This is a genomic window from Pseudodesulfovibrio indicus (genome assembly GCF_001563225.1).
GTDB lineage: Bacteria > Desulfobacterota > Desulfovibrionia > Desulfovibrionales > Desulfovibrionaceae > Pseudodesulfovibrio > Pseudodesulfovibrio indicus.
The window spans coordinates 2,395,889-2,412,201 of the sequence record NZ_CP014206.1 but is presented as its reverse complement, the minus strand read 5'-3'; the positions used below and the strand labels follow the sequence as shown (position 1 = coordinate 2,412,201).

16 protein-coding genes are annotated in these 16,313 nt (G+C 64.7%); 4 read left to right on the top strand and 12 right to left on the bottom strand.

The window, feature by feature from the left end:
- Positions 1–7: 7 nt before the first annotated feature.
- Together AWY79_RS19550 and AWY79_RS10685 are read left to right on the top strand one after the other, a co-directional pair.
- The gene (locus AWY79_RS19550; protein WP_066803479.1) at positions 8–1,537 is read left to right on the top strand and encodes an NFACT RNA binding domain-containing protein; all 1,530 of its coding nucleotides are present in this window, start codon (positions 8–10) and stop codon (positions 1,535–1,537) included.
- Between the two features lie 142 nt (positions 1,538–1,679).
- Complete coding sequence (locus AWY79_RS10685; RefSeq protein ID WP_066803476.1) at positions 1,680–2,648, top strand: PAS domain-containing protein; 969 nt, start codon at positions 1,680–1,682, stop codon at positions 2,646–2,648.
- 54 nt (positions 2,649–2,702) lie between these two features.
- Here AWY79_RS10685 and AWY79_RS10680 read toward each other — a convergent pair whose 3' ends face one another.
- The 6 genes from AWY79_RS10680 to AWY79_RS10660 all read right to left on the bottom strand — a co-directional run bounded on the left by AWY79_RS10680 (position 2,703) and on the right by AWY79_RS10660 (position 9,307).
- Complete coding sequence (locus AWY79_RS10680; RefSeq protein WP_066803472.1) at positions 2,703–3,680, bottom strand: VgrG-related protein; 978 nt, start codon at positions 3,678–3,680, stop codon at positions 2,703–2,705.
- Between the two features lie 108 nt (positions 3,681–3,788).
- Positions 3,789–4,883, bottom strand: coding sequence for an A/G-specific adenine glycosylase (mutY, locus tag AWY79_RS10675; RefSeq protein ID WP_066803470.1), 1,095 nt, complete (start codon positions 4,881–4,883; stop codon positions 3,789–3,791).
- Positions 4,884–4,895: 12 nt separating this feature from the next.
- The gene (gene gpmA / locus AWY79_RS10670; protein WP_066803467.1) at positions 4,896–5,642 is read right to left on the bottom strand and encodes a 2,3-diphosphoglycerate-dependent phosphoglycerate mutase; all 747 of its coding nucleotides are present in this window, start codon (positions 5,640–5,642) and stop codon (positions 4,896–4,898) included.
- A 72-nt stretch (positions 5,643–5,714) separates the two neighbouring features.
- Positions 5,715–6,782 carry a hypothetical protein gene (locus AWY79_RS19365; RefSeq protein WP_233490904.1) on the bottom strand — a complete coding sequence of 356 codons (1,068 nt, stop codon included), beginning with the start codon at positions 6,780–6,782 and terminating at the stop codon, positions 5,715–5,717.
- Positions 6,725–8,371, bottom strand: coding sequence for a tetratricopeptide repeat protein (locus tag AWY79_RS19360; protein ID WP_233490903.1), 1,647 nt, complete (start codon positions 8,369–8,371; stop codon positions 6,725–6,727). The genes AWY79_RS19365 and AWY79_RS19360 overlap by 58 nt, the downstream gene beginning before the upstream one ends.
- Positions 8,372–8,446: 75 nt before the next feature.
- Positions 8,447–9,307: a glycosyltransferase family 2 protein gene (locus AWY79_RS10660; RefSeq protein WP_066803465.1), complete on the bottom strand. Its 861-nt coding sequence runs from the start codon at positions 9,305–9,307 to the stop codon at positions 8,447–8,449.
- A 278-nt stretch (positions 9,308–9,585) separates the two neighbouring features.
- Between AWY79_RS10660 and AWY79_RS10655 the strand changes: the two genes are divergently transcribed.
- Positions 9,586–10,692, top strand: coding sequence for a glycosyltransferase family 4 protein (locus AWY79_RS10655; RefSeq protein WP_066803462.1), 1,107 nt, complete (start codon positions 9,586–9,588; stop codon positions 10,690–10,692).
- 6 nt (positions 10,693–10,698) lie between these two features.
- Here the strand turns inward: AWY79_RS10655 and AWY79_RS10650 are convergent, their stop codons facing one another.
- From AWY79_RS10650 to AWY79_RS10630, 5 genes are all read right to left on the bottom strand, one after another.
- Positions 10,699–11,586: a lytic murein transglycosylase gene (locus AWY79_RS10650; RefSeq protein WP_233490902.1), complete on the bottom strand. Its 888-nt coding sequence runs from the start codon at positions 11,584–11,586 to the stop codon at positions 10,699–10,701.
- A gap of 46 nt (positions 11,587–11,632) precedes the next feature.
- The gene (locus AWY79_RS10645) at positions 11,633–11,839 is read right to left on the bottom strand and encodes a dual CXXC motif small (seleno)protein (protein WP_066803457.1); all 207 of its coding nucleotides are present in this window, start codon (positions 11,837–11,839) and stop codon (positions 11,633–11,635) included.
- A 4-nt stretch (positions 11,840–11,843) separates the two neighbouring features.
- Entirely contained in the window at positions 11,844–13,298 is a 1,455-nt protein-coding gene (locus AWY79_RS10640) for a TolC family protein (protein ID WP_078063754.1), read from the bottom strand.
- 102 nt (positions 13,299–13,400) lie between these two features.
- Entirely contained in the window at positions 13,401–14,192 is a 792-nt protein-coding gene (locus AWY79_RS10635; RefSeq protein WP_066803447.1) for a MogA/MoaB family molybdenum cofactor biosynthesis protein, read from the bottom strand.
- Positions 14,193–14,206: 14 nt separating this feature from the next.
- The gene (locus tag AWY79_RS10630) at positions 14,207–14,938 is read right to left on the bottom strand and encodes a DUF1614 domain-containing protein (RefSeq protein WP_066803444.1); all 732 of its coding nucleotides are present in this window, start codon (positions 14,936–14,938) and stop codon (positions 14,207–14,209) included.
- A gap of 131 nt (positions 14,939–15,069) precedes the next feature.
- Here AWY79_RS10630 and rfbA point away from each other — a divergent pair, with 131 nt between their 5' ends.
- A complete protein-coding gene (gene rfbA / locus AWY79_RS10625; RefSeq protein ID WP_066803441.1) occupies positions 15,070–15,951 on the top strand; it encodes a glucose-1-phosphate thymidylyltransferase RfbA in 882 nt (293 codons plus the stop codon).
- An 86-nt stretch (positions 15,952–16,037) separates the two neighbouring features.
- On the opposite strand, the gene AWY79_RS19130 is transcribed toward rfbA, so the two are convergent.
- Positions 16,038–16,181, bottom strand: coding sequence for a hypothetical protein (locus AWY79_RS19130; protein ID WP_166671386.1), 144 nt, complete (start codon positions 16,179–16,181; stop codon positions 16,038–16,040).
- Positions 16,182–16,313: the final 132 nt, after the last annotated feature.

The following is a 16,313-nucleotide window of genomic DNA, read 5'->3' as shown; positions in this document are numbered from 1 at the left end:
ACCGGCCATGGAAGCCAACTTTTTCCGCTTCCTCTGCGCCGGACTTGCGCCCGCTCTTACTGGCCGCCGGATCGACAAGGTATTCGGCCCGGCCCCCGGCGTATGGGTGCTCGACATCCAGAACCCGGGCCACCCCCTGCATCTGATATTCAGGCCCGCCCGACCGGCGGGCCATTTATTTCTGTCCAACACCAAGCCGGTCAACCCGCAGACCGCCCCGGCCATGGCCATGTGGTTCCGCAAGCGGCTGAGAAACCGCAAGATACTGGGCGCGGTGGCCGACTGGCCCTCCCTGCGCCTGGCCCTGCACCTCTCCCCGCGCACCGACCCGGACGGCAAGACTTTCCTGCTTTTCGACTGCCGCAGCGGGATGTCCCTTGAGGACGAATTGCCCGCCGGGTTCGGCGACGCGCCGGACTGGCCCGCCCTGGAGGACGTCCTGGGCGACCCGGACATCTGGCGCGAATACCCGCACATCTCCCCGCCCCTGCGCCAGGCCCTGGCCGCGCTGCCCGAGGACCAGGCCCACGCGCTGTATTTCAACGTGGCCACCGGTTCGTCCGAGACCTTCCACCTGGCCCGCCAGGGCGACGGATGGGCCGCGCCCCTGGCCTGGCCCGCGACCAGGGACGCCGAGACCTTCGAGTCCGCCCTGGAGGCGGCCACGGCCTACGGCGAACGCGACCTGTTCCCCATGCTGGAAATGGAGGAGGACAAGGGACAGACCCTCCAGCTCAAGCGGCTGCGCAAGAAGGTGAAGCGCAACCTGGCCCGGCTGGACGAGGAGGAGGGGCGGCTGAGCGCGCTGCTCGACGAACAGGTCCGGGCCGAGGCGTTGCAGGCCGAGCTGTACCGGTTCAAGGACGCCGAGGGGCTGGAGTCCGTGGACGTGGCCCACCCCGAGCACGGCCCCATGACCGTACCGCTGAATCCGCACCTCTCGCCCACCGAAAACATGGAGCGCTATTTCAAGCTGGCGTCCAAGGCGCAGCGCGGGTTCCCCCACGTGGCCCGCCGCCGCGCCGAGCTGCTCGAGCAGCTCGCCCGCATCGACGAAGGCAGCCTGACCCCGCAGCCCGCGCCCGGCAAGGCAGCCGACGGCTCCGAAGGCCCCGCCGCCCTGCCCAAGCGGTTCCGGGGGCTGGCCGTCAGCCTGTTCCGCACCACGGACGGGTTCACCGTCATCCGGGGCAAGAACAAGAAGGCCAACCACGACATCCTGAGCAAGGCCGCCTCGCCCTTCGACTACTGGTTCCACGTGGAGGACGGCCCCAGCTCCCACGTCATCCTCAAGCGCGACCACCCCGGCCAGGCGGTCCCGGAGCAGAGCCTGGTCCAGGCCGCCGTGCTCTGCGGACTGAAGAGCTACCGCAAGGACGACGGTAAGGCGGACGTCATGTACGCCCTGGTCAAGGACGTGCGCAAGGTCAAGGGATTCAACCTCGGCCAGGTGGCCGTGGACCGCAAGGAAGGCACCCTGCGCGTGGACCTGGACCCCGGCCTGGAGACCTCCCTGGCCCGCCCCGTCGATTTATAATCCTTGAAGACTGGACACCGTCCCCGAGGCGAGGCAAAGTCCGAGAATGGCGGCTCCCCCCTGCGCGGGAACCGCCGTATCGGCACGCCCGCCGCCCCTGAGCGGCAGCCGCGCAGGACACGATCAAGCGAGGCAGGCTAAGATGGAGACCGCACAATTCGAAAAATGGGACACCTACCTGGTCCACGAGCATGAGCTCATCGAACGCGCCATGGCCGTTCTGAAGCAGAACCTCGACGCCCTGGAACAGGGACGGCACGACCCGACGCAGCTGACCCGCGCACTGGATTTCCTGCTGGAGTTCGGGGACAAGGTCCACAACCGCAAGGAGGAGGACCATCTCTTCCCGCTGATGCACCAAAAGGGCATCCCGGTGGAGGGCGGCCCCCTGGGGGTCATGCTCCGCGAGCACGAGGCCGAGCGCGAGCTCCTGGCCCGGATGATGCTCGCCGTCCCCGGCCTCGACACCCTCTCTCCGGAGGAGAGGGACAACTTTTGCCGGGAGGGGATGGACTATCTGCGCATCCGGGCGGAACACATCTGGAAGGAGAACGACGTGCTCTACGCCATGGGCCGCCAGGTGCTCTCCCCGGACGAAGGGGCCGGACTGGTGGACGCCTTCAACGCCATTGACCTCGCCGCCTACGGGAACCGGGCCAAGGAAAATTTCCTGGCCATGATCGAGGAGATGGAGAGCGTCGGAAAGATGCGCACGCGGCTGGTGGAAAACCTCACCCCGGACCAGCTGCACGGCATCCTGGAGACCCTGCCCTTCGAGGTCACCTTCGTGGACGCCGAGGACACGGTCGCCTACTTCAACAAGCTGGACAAGCCCAAGATATTCGCCCGGACCCGGTCCGTGGTCGGGCGCAAGGTGCAGAAATGCCACCCGCAGAAGTCCGTGGACACGGTGGAGAAGATCGTCGAGGGGTTCAAGGCGGGGACCCACGACAAGGCGGAATTCTGGATCGATATGGGCGAAGAGACCATCCTCATTCGCTATTTTCCGGTCTACGGGGACGACGGGACCTACCTCGGCGTCTGCGAGGTGACCCAGGAGGTGGGCTGGATCAGGCGGCTCCAGGGCCAGAAACGGCTGCTCGACTGGTAAAAAAAGGGAGCGCGGCAAACCGCGCTCCCTTTTTTTCCGTCCCGGAAATCTCCCCTAGACCATCCGGTTGACCGACATCTTTTCGAGCATGTTCAGGGCCAGGCTCTTCTCCTCGTCCATGCGGTTGGCGACGCTCCGGCGCACCCGCGCGGTGGAGGCCCCGAACTGATCCTTGCGCGTCTCGTACACGCCCTTGATGAGCATGGCGTTGAAGTCTTCGTCGCGGCCGTGGCCCACGAACCGGTCGATGACCTTGTTGAAGATGTTGGCCGCGCCCGTGGGGCCGTGCTGGACCGAGGTGGACCAGAGGACCTCGCGAAGGACCGGCGGCGCGTTGTCGAAATCGAGCCCGGTACGGCGCAGGATCATCTCCCTGGCCGGATCGTAGGTGTTGGAAGCGATGAAGTCGTGCTGGGCCTTCTCGAACCCGACGGGGTCCTCGGCGGCGATGGCCTTCCACTCCACGGGCATGGCCCCGCCCTTCTCCCCGGTATCCGCCGGTCCCGCCGCGCGCAGCCGGTCCGCCCAATCCGGCCTGTGCCCGTCGAGATAGGACAGAAATTCGTCCATGGTCCCGGTCCTGGAGGCGATCTGGTATTTGCCGTAGGAGGTGCCGCCCACGCGGTCCCAGCCGATGGCCCCGACCCCGGCGTCTCCCGACTCGAACCGGGCGGACAGCTCGCCGGGAATGCGCCTTCCGTTGCCCGGCAGACCGGCCTGCCGCACCGGGGCGGCCCCGGCGGCGGGCGCGGACGGGGTGCGGACCGCCGCCTCCTCGCGCATGATCCGCGAGATCACGGACAGCGCCTCCATCATCATGTTGTCGTTGATCATGGACACGTCGAACGAGGACGCATTGTCCTCTCCGTGCCCACCCTGGTCGGCCTCGCCGAAAAGGTGCTGCGTCATGCGCATCTGGTTGTCGTAGGCCGCCTTGATGTGCGCCAGCCGTTTCTGCTCGGACACGGAGTCGCCGGTGGCGGGCCGCGCCGCCCGCATGAACTCGTATCCGCCGATCTTCCCAATGGACATGTTCCACTCCTGCCTTTGAACGTCAAAAAATTGGCCCGAAAGAGGGTCCCGACGGTGGAAAAGCAAGGGCTGTGCCGAACGGCGCAACCGATTGGAATGGTGTAAAAATCAGGAATCGAACAGATGGGCGAAGCGGACGTCGGCGCGCATGGTCTCGGCCAGCCGTCGGTGGCCCGAGGGGAAGGCGTAGCCGTCGAGGCGCGCCGGAGGCACGAACCCGCCCTCCACGGCCTCGTTGAAGACCGGGGGCGCGGGATCGCCGTCAAAGGCGCACAGGAAGCAGTGCATGGTCACCCGGTAGCGGGTATAGCTGTAGCGGACCACGGTGATCTTCTCCACCGGGCGCACGCGCAGCTCCACCTCTTCCATGTATTCGCGGGCCAGGGCCAGCTCCGGGGTCTCGCCCTGCTCGATGCACCCGCCCGGGAACTCCCACAGACCGGGCCAGACGTCGTCCGGCTTGCGCTTCTGGATGAGCACCCTGCCCTCGTGGAGCAGCACCCCGGTGGCCATGTCGATGCGGATGACCTCCTTGGGCGCGGGCAGCACGGGCCGCTCGGCCACGGTGCCCCGGGCCAGGGCCGCGCAATGGTCGCGCACGGGGCAGCCGGCGCAGTCCGGGTTCTTGCGGCAGACCAGCGCGCCCAGCTCCATGATTGCCTGGTTGAAGTCGCCGGGCCGGTCCTCGGGGATCAGTTCGCGGACGGCCTGCTCGATGACCGCGCGCCCCTCCCTGGAGCGCACCGGTGCGGCCACGTCCAGGAGCCGGGCGAAGACCCGCAGCACGTTGGCGTCCACGGCGGGCTCGGGCAATCCGAAGGCGATGGAGGCCACGGCCCCGGCGGTGTAGTCGCCCACGCCCGGCAGGGCGCGGATGTCCGCGTAGTCGGCGGGGAAATCGCCGCCGAACTCGTCCATGACCAGGGCGGCGGCGCGGTGCAGGTTGCGGGCGCGGGTGTAGTAGCCGAGCCCCTCCCAGAGGTTGAGCACGTCCTCCTCCCCGGCCTCTGCCAGGGAGCGGATGTCCGGGAAGCGGGCCATCCAGCGGTTGTGGTACTCCACCACCCGGTCGATCTGGGTCTGCTGGGCCATGATCTCGGAAACCCAGACGGCGTAGGGATCGGGGTCCCGCCGCCAGGGCAGGTCCCGTTTGCCCGCGTCGTACCAGGCGAGGAGTTGTGTGGTGAATCCGTTCCCGTCCATGCCGGGGTAGAGTTACCCTCCCTTGGCCTGGTTGGCAACCGCTTCGGCGGCCTTGGCCGCGGCCTCCTGATCGCCCAGGTAGTAATGGCGCACGGGGGTCAGGTCGTGGTTCAGCTCGTAGACCAGCGGCAGCCCGGTGGGGATGTTCAGGGTGGTGATCGCCTCGTCGGACATGGAATCCAGGTACTTGACCAGCCCGCGCAGGGAGTTGCCGTGGGCCACGATGAGCACCCGCCGCCCGGCCTGTACCTGGGGGGCGATGGTCTCGAACCAGTAGGGCATGGTCCGCTCGATGGTGGTCTTGAGGCTCTCGCAGCGCGGCAGCTCGTCCGGGGCGAGATCGGCGTAACGCCGGTCGCGGCCGGGAAACCGCTCGTCGCCTGGGTCCAGCCCGGGCGGCGGGGTGTCGAAGCTGCGCCGCCAGACAAAGACCTGGTCGTCGCCGTATTTCTTGGCGGTCTCGGCCTTGTTCAGCCCCTGAAGCGCGCCGTAGTGCCGCTCGTTCAGCCGCCAGGTGCGGTGCACGGGCAGCCACATAAGGTCCATCTCGTCCAGCACGCGCCACAGGGTGCGGACGGCCCGCTTGAGCACAGAGGTGTAGGCAACGTCAAAGGTCAGCCCCGCCTCCTTGAGGAGTTTGGCGCCGTCCAGGGCCTCTCGGACGCCCTGCTCGGTCAGGTCCACGTCGGTCCAGCCGGTGAACCGGTTCTCCAGGTTCCATTCACTCTGTCCGTGTCGGATCAGTACCAGCTTGTGCATGTTTCCTCCGCTTCGATTCCGGTTATCGAAACGGAGCATAACCCGGATGGGGGATTGTTGGGAAGGGTCGGATCAACGCCGCCGGGAAGCCTTGCGGATTTCATCGTCGATCTGCTCGAAAAGCTCGCGCTTGCGGCGGTCGAAGGACAGGGCGCTCTTGACCGAAGCCACGGCCAGACAGAGGATGCTCAGGATGATGACCAGCCCCTTGGATATCTCCCAGCGCTGATTGGCGTCCTTGATCATGTCCAGGATGTAGTTGCCCTGGATGTCCTTGGTGAAATAGATCAGCGCGGGCAGTCCCACCAGAAGCAGCCCCAGGCCGACCAGCTCCAGCCAGATGAAATTGCGGCCGAGCATGAGGGTGAACAGCGTGGAATCCCGGACGATCCGCAGGGTCACGAGGCGGCCCTGGAGGCTGTGGATGTGCTCCTCGATCTCGTCCACGAATTTCAGCGACTTGCGGAAGTTGTCCGCATCATTGAGGTGCTGGGTCCTGATCCAGTTGATCTTGTCCACGCAGAAGTTGAACTCCCGGTTGAACTCCAGGAGCAGCCGGGGAAACGGGAACCAGGCGGCCTCCCGCTGGATTTCGCGCAACCGGTCGGAAAGATATTCGATGTTGGCGTTGATGCGCTTGACCTCGCGCTTGACCTCGGCGCTGAGCGCGGTCTGGAACCGCTCCGTGCCCTTGAGCATCTGCTGGTAGGCCACGTAGTTGCTCGTCAGGCTCAAGTTCTTGAGCCGGTCCAGCTCTTCGTTGGCGGTCTCGAAATAGGGATGCCCCTCGTCGAACCGCTTGGCGATGTCCTCGGTCAGGGAGTTGACCTCCTCGCGGATATCCTCGGCGGTGGTCTCGGCCTGGTTCCATTTCTCCCACAGCGCGCCCATGAGCTGCACCCGGCCCCGCTCCAGTTCCGGGTCCAACAGGATGCGGTTGAAGATGTTCGGGTCGCGGGAGATGAGATCGAAGAGGATGTCCATGGCTTGGCCGGTGAAGCCCATCTTGACCATGCACACCGCCTGCCGGTAGACCGGCTGCACCCAGGTGGGCGCAACGGTGTTGACCCGCTTGTAGGTGTTCACGGCGTCCTTGAGGTTGCCCTCCACTTCCATGAGCCGCGCCTGGAGCATGGCCATGGTCGCCTGTTGCAGGGGGTGTAGCTCATGCGCTCCGCCTCCTGCCAATGGAACATGGCCTGGCTCAGGTCGCCCTGCTCCAGATACCAGTAACCCCACAGGGACTGCGGCTGGTAACTCCTGGGATATTTGGCCTGCGCCTCCTTGAGCAGCCGCTCGGCATCCTCCATCTGCCCTTGTTCCAGGGCTTCCAGTGCCTCCCAGATGTATTCGCCCTCCTGGGGGGCCAGTTGCTTGAAGCCATCGTCCCATTCCTTGTTCCGGCTGCGCCAGACCAGCTTCAGGGTCCGCAGCTGAACCGAAGCGTTGATCTCGAAGACCGCGCGGGCCGTGAGGCTCTTGGCGTCCTTGCGCTCCTCCATGACCCGCTGGATGTCGGCCCGGAAATTGCCTTCGCTGATTTCGGAATCAAGCCCCGCGAAGCCCGAGGCCAAATCGTCCAGGTTGGTCTTGGCCAGCAGATGCCAGATCTGGGGCTGGGGCGCGGACAGCCGCTTGGACGGGCATTGGGAGGGCGGATGGTTCTTCAGGCCGCAGTAGAAGCACTCGACGGCGCCTTCCGCTCCGGCCAGGGCGTTGGGCATGGGCACCTGAAGGGTGCCGTAGTCCATGCCCTCCTCGCCGTCGCGCAGGGCCAGGGTGCACCAGGAATCGAGGTTGATCTGACTGGTGCCGAAGCGGGCCTCGTTCATGCGGAACCAGGGGTTAAGCAGGAAGCCGTCCATGAACCGTACGTGCGGGAAATCCGGGGTCATCCGGTTCCAGTCCAGGCCGACCTTGCGGGGCAGGTCCGAGGAAAACGGCAGGTTGGCCTGGGGGGTGGCCACCATGACCACGGGCCAGTACTTCTTGTCCGCAGCCTCCTTGTTGCGCCGGATGAGGTTCATCATCTCGGTGCAGAAGGTCCACAGGAGCCGGAAATTGTCCAGGGGCAGGAGGATCGCCCCTTCCTTGATGTCGGAAATGTATTTCAGCCCGAGCCGCTGGAGCACCTCGATGATGTCCGCGGAAAAATCGCGCCAGCCGAGGATGCTCTCCTTGTCGGACATCTTTCCCAGCGGCTTGATGATGAAGTACCAGCGGCGGGTGGATTCATAGTCCAGTCCCTGGTCCGCCACCAGCCGCAGCCACTCCACGTTGGCCAGCCCCTCCATGGGCCCGGCGGATTCCGTGGTCAGGCCGTGGACGGTGTGGACCTCGTCCTTGAGCTTGGGGTGAACCACCACCTCGAAGGCGGTCGGAGAGGCAACCTTCTGCCGGTCCAGCTCCACGGAGAGCGACACCGAATGCGACAGGTCGTACCCCACCAGGAAGGTCAGGGGCACGATCTGACAGAACACGGGCATGGGGTTCACGCGGGCCCAGACCTGGAGCCGGGCGATGGCCCGGAAAACCTCGGTGGTGTTGCAGTACCAGAGTCCCTGATCCGTGTCCTTGGCCACGCACAGCGCGCCGTACTCCTGCAGGGTGTTGGTGACCGTGTTGTTCAGGTCGCCCCTCCAGGCCAGCCAGACGCCGAAACCGGAGGCCACCAGCCTGGACTGGCTGATTTCGGGGAGATTATCCAAGAGTTTGGCTAGGATCGGCACATGCTCACCTTACGCCCGGACAGCGTCTGATTGCAAATGGAAAACCATGCGGGCAAAACAACCGCCCGGCATGCGCTAAGACAACGTATTCAAGGGAATTTCTTTCCCGTCGCGGACCATGCAAAACAGGGTCCAAACGCGGTCTGCCTCTTCCTTTTTGTCTCTCTTTTCGCACCCTTGCATATATATCTCCACCTTGCGTCGCAGGGCGTCCAGGGCCGACTCGCGCTGCCCGTCGTCAAGTTTTCGGCTTTGCAGGATTTTTACCAAAGCCCGTATGCGGTGCAGGTCGGCGCAGGGAACGCACACGGACAACTGGTCCGCCCTGCCGCCGTGCTTGACCGTCAGCGGCTCCCGGACCAGCCCCACCGGGAAGTGAAGGCAGGCGCGCAGCCACATGTCGTAGTCCTCGCAGGACGGCATGGCCGTGTCGAAGGGTCCCATGACCTCCCAGGCGCGCCGGGTGAACATGGTGCACGACGGGCTGATCAGGCACATCTCCAGGGAGGCATCAAAGAACCAACCCTCGGGCCGGGCATACCGGGCGGGCTGGTTGACCCGCTTGCCGTTGCGGACCCAAATCTCTTCGGTCTGGGATATCTCGAATCCCTTGTCCGCCATGTAGCCGAGCTGGGCCTCCAGCTTGCGCTCCATCCATTCGTCGTCGGAATCGAGCAACGCCATGACGTCGCCCCGGCACCGGGCGATGCCCGCGTTGCGCGCCCCGGACACCCCCTGGTTCTCCTGGCGGAAGCTCGTGATGCGCGGATCGGTGTACCGGGCCAGGACCGCGTCCGTGCCGTCGGTGGAGCCGTCGTCGATGACGAGGCACTCCCAGTTGCCGTAGCTCTGGGCCAGGACCGAGTCCAGCGCGCGAGGCAGGAATTCCGCCCGGTTGAAAGTCGGCAATATGATGGATACAAGACTGTTTTTCATGTATATCCCCAGTAGCTTTAAATAATCTTGAATCCGGGCTGTTCAAAAATGGCGAGATGCGAGGCGCAAAAAAATTCAAGATTGAAAGGCAGTTCCTGTAGGCGAGAGTTTGAACTTTTTGCCGCATAACAACGTCATAAGATCTTGTACGGCTCGAAGACTCGCCTACAATTCACTTAACGAAGCAGATCGCCGTTTTTCAACAGTCCGGTAAAACCTTGCGTTCGGTGTCGCTACCTGTCATGTTGTGTACCCAACAGTCCACCCAGGCGCAATCAATGAAAATATTCCAAGTCATCAATGTCCGCTGGTTCAACGCGACGGCGTGGTACGCCATCACCTTGAGCAAGCTCCTGGCCGACGCGGGCCACGAGGTCCTGGTGCTGACCCAGGCCGGAACCCTGTCCGAGGCCGCCGCCGTACAGGCGGGGCTGCGGACCGTTTCCGTGGACCTGAACACCACCAACCCCGTGCGCTTCGCGGGCGCGGCCAAGCATATCATACAACTCCTGCGCACGCACCGCCCGGACATCGTCAACTGCCACCGGGGCGAAGGGTTCTTCCTCTGGGGGCTGCTCAAGCTGTTCGGCTTCCGCTACAAGCTGGTCCGCACCCGCGGCGACCAGCGCCCGCCCCGCTCCGACGCCCTGAACCGCTGGCTCCACGCGGGCGTGGCCGACGCCGTGGTGGTCACCAACCGGCGCATGGCCGATTATTTCCTGCACAAGATGCGCACCCCACCCAACGGGCTGTGGCTCATACACGGCGGCGTGGACACCGAGAGGTTCCGCTTCGACCAGACCGGGCGCGACCGGGTGCGCCGGGAGTTCGGCTTCGGTCCGGACGACCTGGTGGTCGGGTTGCTGGGCCGGTTCGACCGGGTCAAGGGCCACCAGGAGACCATTCGCGCCGTGGCCAAACTGCGCGCCGAAGGGATCGCCAACATCCGGCTCTTCCTGATCGGCTTCGACACGGCCATGACCAGCGACCAGATCAAGGCCCATATCGACGAGGCGGGAATTGCGGACATCACCCGCATCAGCGGCAAGCGCGACGACGTGGCCGCCTGCGTGTCCGCCCTGGACGTGGGCGTGGTCGCCTCCCTGTGGTCCGAGGCCATCGCCCGCTCCGCCCTGGAGATCATGGCCGCCGAGCGCCCCCTGGTCTCCACCGACGTGGGCGTCATGCCGGACCTCGCCTTTCCCGACCTGCTGGTCAAGCCGGGCGACGTGGACGGACTGGCGCGCGCCGTCACCCTGGCCGCCCGCCCGGACAAGCGCGAGGAGACCCTGGCCGCCCAGAAGCGGACCATGTCCCAGCTGACCCTCGACGAATTCCTCAAGCGGACCCTGAATCTCTACCAGAGCTTGCTCGACGGCGCCTAAGCCCGGTCAGCCCCCGAAGAGCTCCCTGGTCTTGGCGATCTTTTCGGCCACGGCCAGGACCGTCATGGCGTAGCTCTCGGAGTGGTTGTAGCGGTAGATGACCCTGAGCTTCTGCTCCCAGGTCAGCGAATCCTTCCAGCCGTGGCTGGCCACGTAGTTGGCCATGCTGTGCAGGGCGTCGCGGGTCTCGAACAGATCGATGCGCCCGTCGCCCGATCCGTCGCGGCCGTAGTGCCCGACGCTGGTGGGCATGAATTGGCATAGCCCGATGGCCCCGTAGACCGAACTGGGGATGGACAGCGGGTCCTGATTGTTGCCTCTGGCGTAGCGGATCAGCGCCTTCAGCTCCTCGTACGCCCAGTCCCCCTTCTCCTCGGTGCGACGGACCAGCCACGCCCTTGTCTCGGCCTTGATGTCGGTCCGCTCGATGCGGTCCTCGATGAGCGAGAAATCGCGGGCCAGGGCCATGGAGGCCAGGATGGTGAACGCGTTGTAGTCCCCTGTGGTCATGCCCAGCCGCGTCTCCAGGAGCATGAGGGCGGTGAGCACTTCCCCCGGCACCCCGTATTCCTCGTGGATGACGACGAAGTCCGCGCGGTGCTCGCGATAGAAGGCGTAGGCCCCGGCGATGAGCAGCGGATTGAGGTAGCGGTCCATGACCTCCGGCTCCGGCGGCGGGCCGGGCTCGCGCGTGGACAGGCGGGTGTTGAGCAGGACGTTCATCTTCCGGGCCATGATCTCCGGGGAGAACTCGAGGTCCGGGCTGGAAAAGAGGTAGGCGGTCTTGCGCCGATCGAAGCCGTCGGCGGCCAGCCGGTCCACCAGCGGGTCCCACAGAGAACCGGCGAACGCCGCCCCCGCCAAGGCCAGGACGAAAAGAAAAACGGCGGCCAACGCGGTTGCGATGGCCGCGCGTTTCGTGCGGTCGGTGTGTCGGGAATCAGATTCTGTCCATGGGGACAAAGCCCATTTCCTCCTCGAAATCCTCGTCCATCTGGTCCGAGAACTCCTTGAGATCATAATCCTTCCCACAGGCGGGACAACGGAGCGTCACCTCGCGGCATCCCCGGTAGGCGGTCAGGTCGAGCCCGCAGGAGGCGCACTCCATTCCCCTGGCCTCCCAGGTGCGTTTGCGGCCGAAGACCATGTTCTTACTTGATCTCTTTGAGACCGAGGTTCTTCTCGCCCATGGCCACGTACAGGGCGGACACGGCGGTGCCGTAGTCGGCCAAGGCCTGGGACAGCTGAGCCTCGGCAAAGGTCAACCGCTCCTGGGCGTTCAACACGTCGGTGTTGGTGCCCACCTGGGCCTGATAGCGGGCCACGGCCATGCGGTAGGCCTCTTCGGCCGCAACCACGGACTTCTGGGCCACGGAGATGCGGTCGGCGGCTTCCTGGATGTTCAGCAGGGAACGCTTGACCTCGAATCCGGCGTTGAGCCGGGTGTTCTCCAGTTCGGCTTCCATCTGCTTGACCACCTGGGCGAACTGCCTGGAGTTGTAGTAGTCGGAACCCCACTGGAAGATGTCCATGGATGCGCCGACGCCGGCAGTCCAGTATTCGCTGGCCCGTTCGGAGTAGGCCCCGCCGCCGTTCAGGCCGGGATCGTCACCGCGGTTGACGTAGTCCCAGGTGGCGTCCACCTGCGGATAGAAACTGCTCTCGGCCATGGTCACGTCCTTCTGGGCCATGTCCACGGACTTCTGGCCGATGAGCAGGTCGGGACGGTTGGCGTAGGCGCGGGTCAGGCAATCCCTGAGGGACAGATCGAAGGGAATATACTTCAGCTCGCCCACGTACTCGACTTCGGCCTCGATGGGAATGTTCAGCAGGGTGTTGAGCTGGGCCTCCTGGGTGGAGACGTTGTTGCGCGCCCGGAGCAGTTCCTGCTTGGCGGTGGCCAGGTCGACCTCGGCGTCCAGGACCTCGGCCTTGGGCCGCAGTCCCACGTCGTAGAAGGCGGTGGTCACCTTGAGCTGGGATTCCAGGCGGGCCACGGAATCCTCGGCGCTCTTGACGTCCATGCGGGCCTTGAGCAGCGACAGGAAGTTGGACTGCACGCTCTCGACCAGGGTCAGCTCGACGTTGGTCAGCTGGGCCTCGGTGGACTCCTTGTTCAGCTTGGACTTCTGCCAGCCGGCCAAAAGGTTGAAACCGGTGAACACGGGCTGGGTCAGGTTCAGGGAGCCGACCCAGTCGCTGTGCTCGTTGCTGGAGGTATACTTGCGGTCGTAGTAGGTGTACCCGTAGGTGCCTTTCAGGGCGGGTCCGAACTTTCCGAGGGCGGAATTCTCGCCGAACTGAGCGCCCTGCAGCTGGGCCCGGATGCCGGTCATGGACGGGTTGGCATTCAGGGCGCGGGTCACGCACCGCTCCAGGTCGAAGGGACCGGAGATGCCCCCGTCGTCGGCAACGGGCGCGGGCGCGGGCTGCGTCAGGATCGGCGCGGGCTGTTCCGCCTGCTGGTCCATCGCCGGAGCGGGCTGGGCGGTCTGCGCTCCATCCGGGCCTTGGGCCGGAGCGGCGTCCTGGGCAGAGGCAATCCCGGCACCGGCCAAAACGACCGTGAGAATCAGAGCCAAAAACAAATACCGTTTGCGGTGCATATAGTGGTTCCTGCTTGAAATTTGTGCGCTAAGTTGCATCATCAACAATCAACAATTTGACCTTCTACCAACTCTCTCTCGACCTCGCAAGCCCTAATGCGGTCACAGCCCCCGCAGCGCCGCGCAGTCCGACGGGTCTCCCTGGAGTTTCTCCAGGGTGTGCCTGAACGTGGGCAGAAGCGGTTCCAGGCACTCGGCCACGGCCTTGGGACTGCCGGGCATGTTGACGATCACCGCTCCGCCCAGGGTCCCGGCCACGGCCCGGGAAATGGCCCCGTGCGGGGTCTTGGACAGGCTGGCCGCGGTCATGGCCCGCTCGAATCCGGGCAGCCTCTTCTCGATCACGGCCAGGGTCGCCTCGGGAGTGATGTCCCTTGGGGCCACCCCGGTGCCGCCGGTGGTCAGGATGAGGTCGAACCCCTGGTTCAGGGCCAGATCCGTGAGCAGCCCCTTCAGCTCTCCGGTCTCGTCCGGTATGACATATCCCTGCTCGTAGCAGAGATCGAGCTTTCCGGCCACCATTTCGCCCACCAGGGGGCCGGATTCGTCCACCCGCTCTCCCCGCGATCCTTTGTCGCTCAAAGTGATCCAGGCCAGGGCGAAGCCGGTCCGCGAGACCTCGAAGGGTCCGCTCCCCGGCTCCATCCCTTCCGGGGCCTCCAGCAGGTACAGGGGCCGGGACGCATTGTCCGCGCCCTGGCCCAGCCAGGAGCAGGAACGGACCACGAATGTCCCGCCCGCTCCGTTCAGGCGGTCGCCCACGCGCAGCCGGGGCCGAAAGAGGTCCATGACCACCGTGCCCGGAATCGGGTTGTCCGTGGCCGAGCAGAGGTGGACCAGGCCGCCCCTGGGGACGGGGTCCTTGATCGTCAGGTTCAGAATGGTACAGGACATGGGTGCTCCGTTGGTTAGGCCAGCAGGACCGAGAGGATGCCCGCCACGAACACGCCGCCAAAGGTGCCGGGGCCGCCGATGGAGACCATGGGCGTCCCCACCCGGTTGCGGAAGCGCGGGGTGAGGAGCGGGACGATGTTGCCGCCGAGCACGGCCCCCATGGTTCCGGCCACGTAGGCGGCCACGGGGCGGTATTCGAGCGGAACGAAGAAATAGACGCACAGAAAGGTGATCAGCGCGGGCAGCACCAGGGGGATGCGCAGACCGGTGAACGGGTCGGGCCTGGACATGGCGTAGCAGCCCCCCGCCACCATGACCAGGACGAAGCCGATCCAGGGATACACCCCGTCGGCCTGGAAGATCATGTGCTGGCGGACGATGAAGGTCAGGCTCAGGAGCAGCGGCATGAGGAAGCCGCCGACATTGACGGCGAAGACCTGCTTCTTCAGCTCGCCCGCGCCGTCCTCCTGGATGCGCACCGGGCGACCGGCCTCGTCCATCCCGAAGCTCACGGACCGGGGTTTGGGCACGACCACCAGCCGCTCGCTGGTGTGAAACGGAATGTTGACCATCCGGCCCACCAGAATGGCGATGAACATGAGCACGCCCTGGGCCGGGGTCAGCCCCAGCTTGGAGAACGCCTCGGCCACCATGGACACCGGCAGGAAGATGAACAGGAAGAACAGCGCCACCAGAAAAAGGAGCGCGGGCAGGATGCCGCCGGAATATTGAAAATAGGGATACATCTGTCTCACTTTGGCCGCTTGCGCCGGGCCTGTTGTTTTTGCATTTATCCCGGCCCTATAGTATGGGGTGGCCTGTAATCGGGATGTATACTAACTCGAAATCGAAGTAAATCAAAGCTACCGAGGCGCATATGAAAGGCATAATCCTGGCCGGCGGGTCCGGCACCCGGCTCCACCCCCTGACCCGCGTGGTCAGCAAGCAACTCCTGCCGGTCTACGACAAACCGATGATCTACTACCCCCTGTCCACCCTCATGCTGGCTGGCATCCGGGACATCCTGATCATTTCCACGCCCCACGACCTGCCCAATTTCAAGAAGCTCCTTGGCGACGGCTCGCAGCTCGGCCTGAACCTGGCCTACCGCGAACAGCCCCGCCCCGAGGGCCTCGCCCAGGCGTTCATCATCGGCGAGGATTTCATCGGCGACGACAAGGTCTGCCTCGTCCTGGGCGACAACATCTACCACGGCCACGGGCTGGGCTCCCTGCTCAAGTCCGCGGGCTCCCTGGAAAAGGGCAGCATCGTCTTCGCCTACCTGGTCAAGGACCCGGAACGCTACGGCGTGGTGGAGTTCGACAAGAACTTCAAGGCGCTGTCCATCGAGGAGAAACCGGCCAAGCCCAAGTCCAAGTACGCGGTTACCGGACTGTATTTCTACGACAACGAGGTCATCTCCATGGCCAAGTCCCTGAAGCCCTCCCCGCGCGGGGAGTTGGAGATCACGGACATCAACAAGCTGTATCTCGAACGGGGCGAGCTGGAGGTCCAGACCCTGGGCCGGGGCTTCGCCTGGCTCGACATGGGCACCCACGAATCCCTGCACGGCGCGGCCAGCTTCGTGCGCGCGGTCCAGGCGCGGCAGGGATACGTCATTTCCAGCCCGGAGGAGATCGCCTACCGCATGGGCTACATCGACCGCGACAGCCTGGAAAGGCTGGCCACCGAAATGAGCAACAACGACTACGGCCGGTATCTCCTGGAAGTCTCCAAGGAAGAACAGGGCATGTACTAGGGAAAATAAAAGCCGCCGTCCCCGAAGGGCGGCGGCTTTTTCATCGGAATGAAAAACGCGGTCCCGAGGGCCGCGTTTTTTAATGCCTAGTGATGGTCCTCGTTCATGGCTTCACGCACACGGAGAATACCGATGGTGATGATCCATGCGAGATAGATGAAAATCAGGGATACGCCGACAAAGCCGGGACCCGAGCTGTGCGCCATTCCGGAAAGCAGTTCGCCAATCATGTTATTCCTCCTCGATCACCCTTTTGAAGCTTGAAAAGATGTACCTTATTGCCCCTGAAACCGGTCTTCTGTCAACCCCCATGCGCAATTAGACGCGCGAATCATGTCCCGTGATCCCGGTCCCTTGTCAGG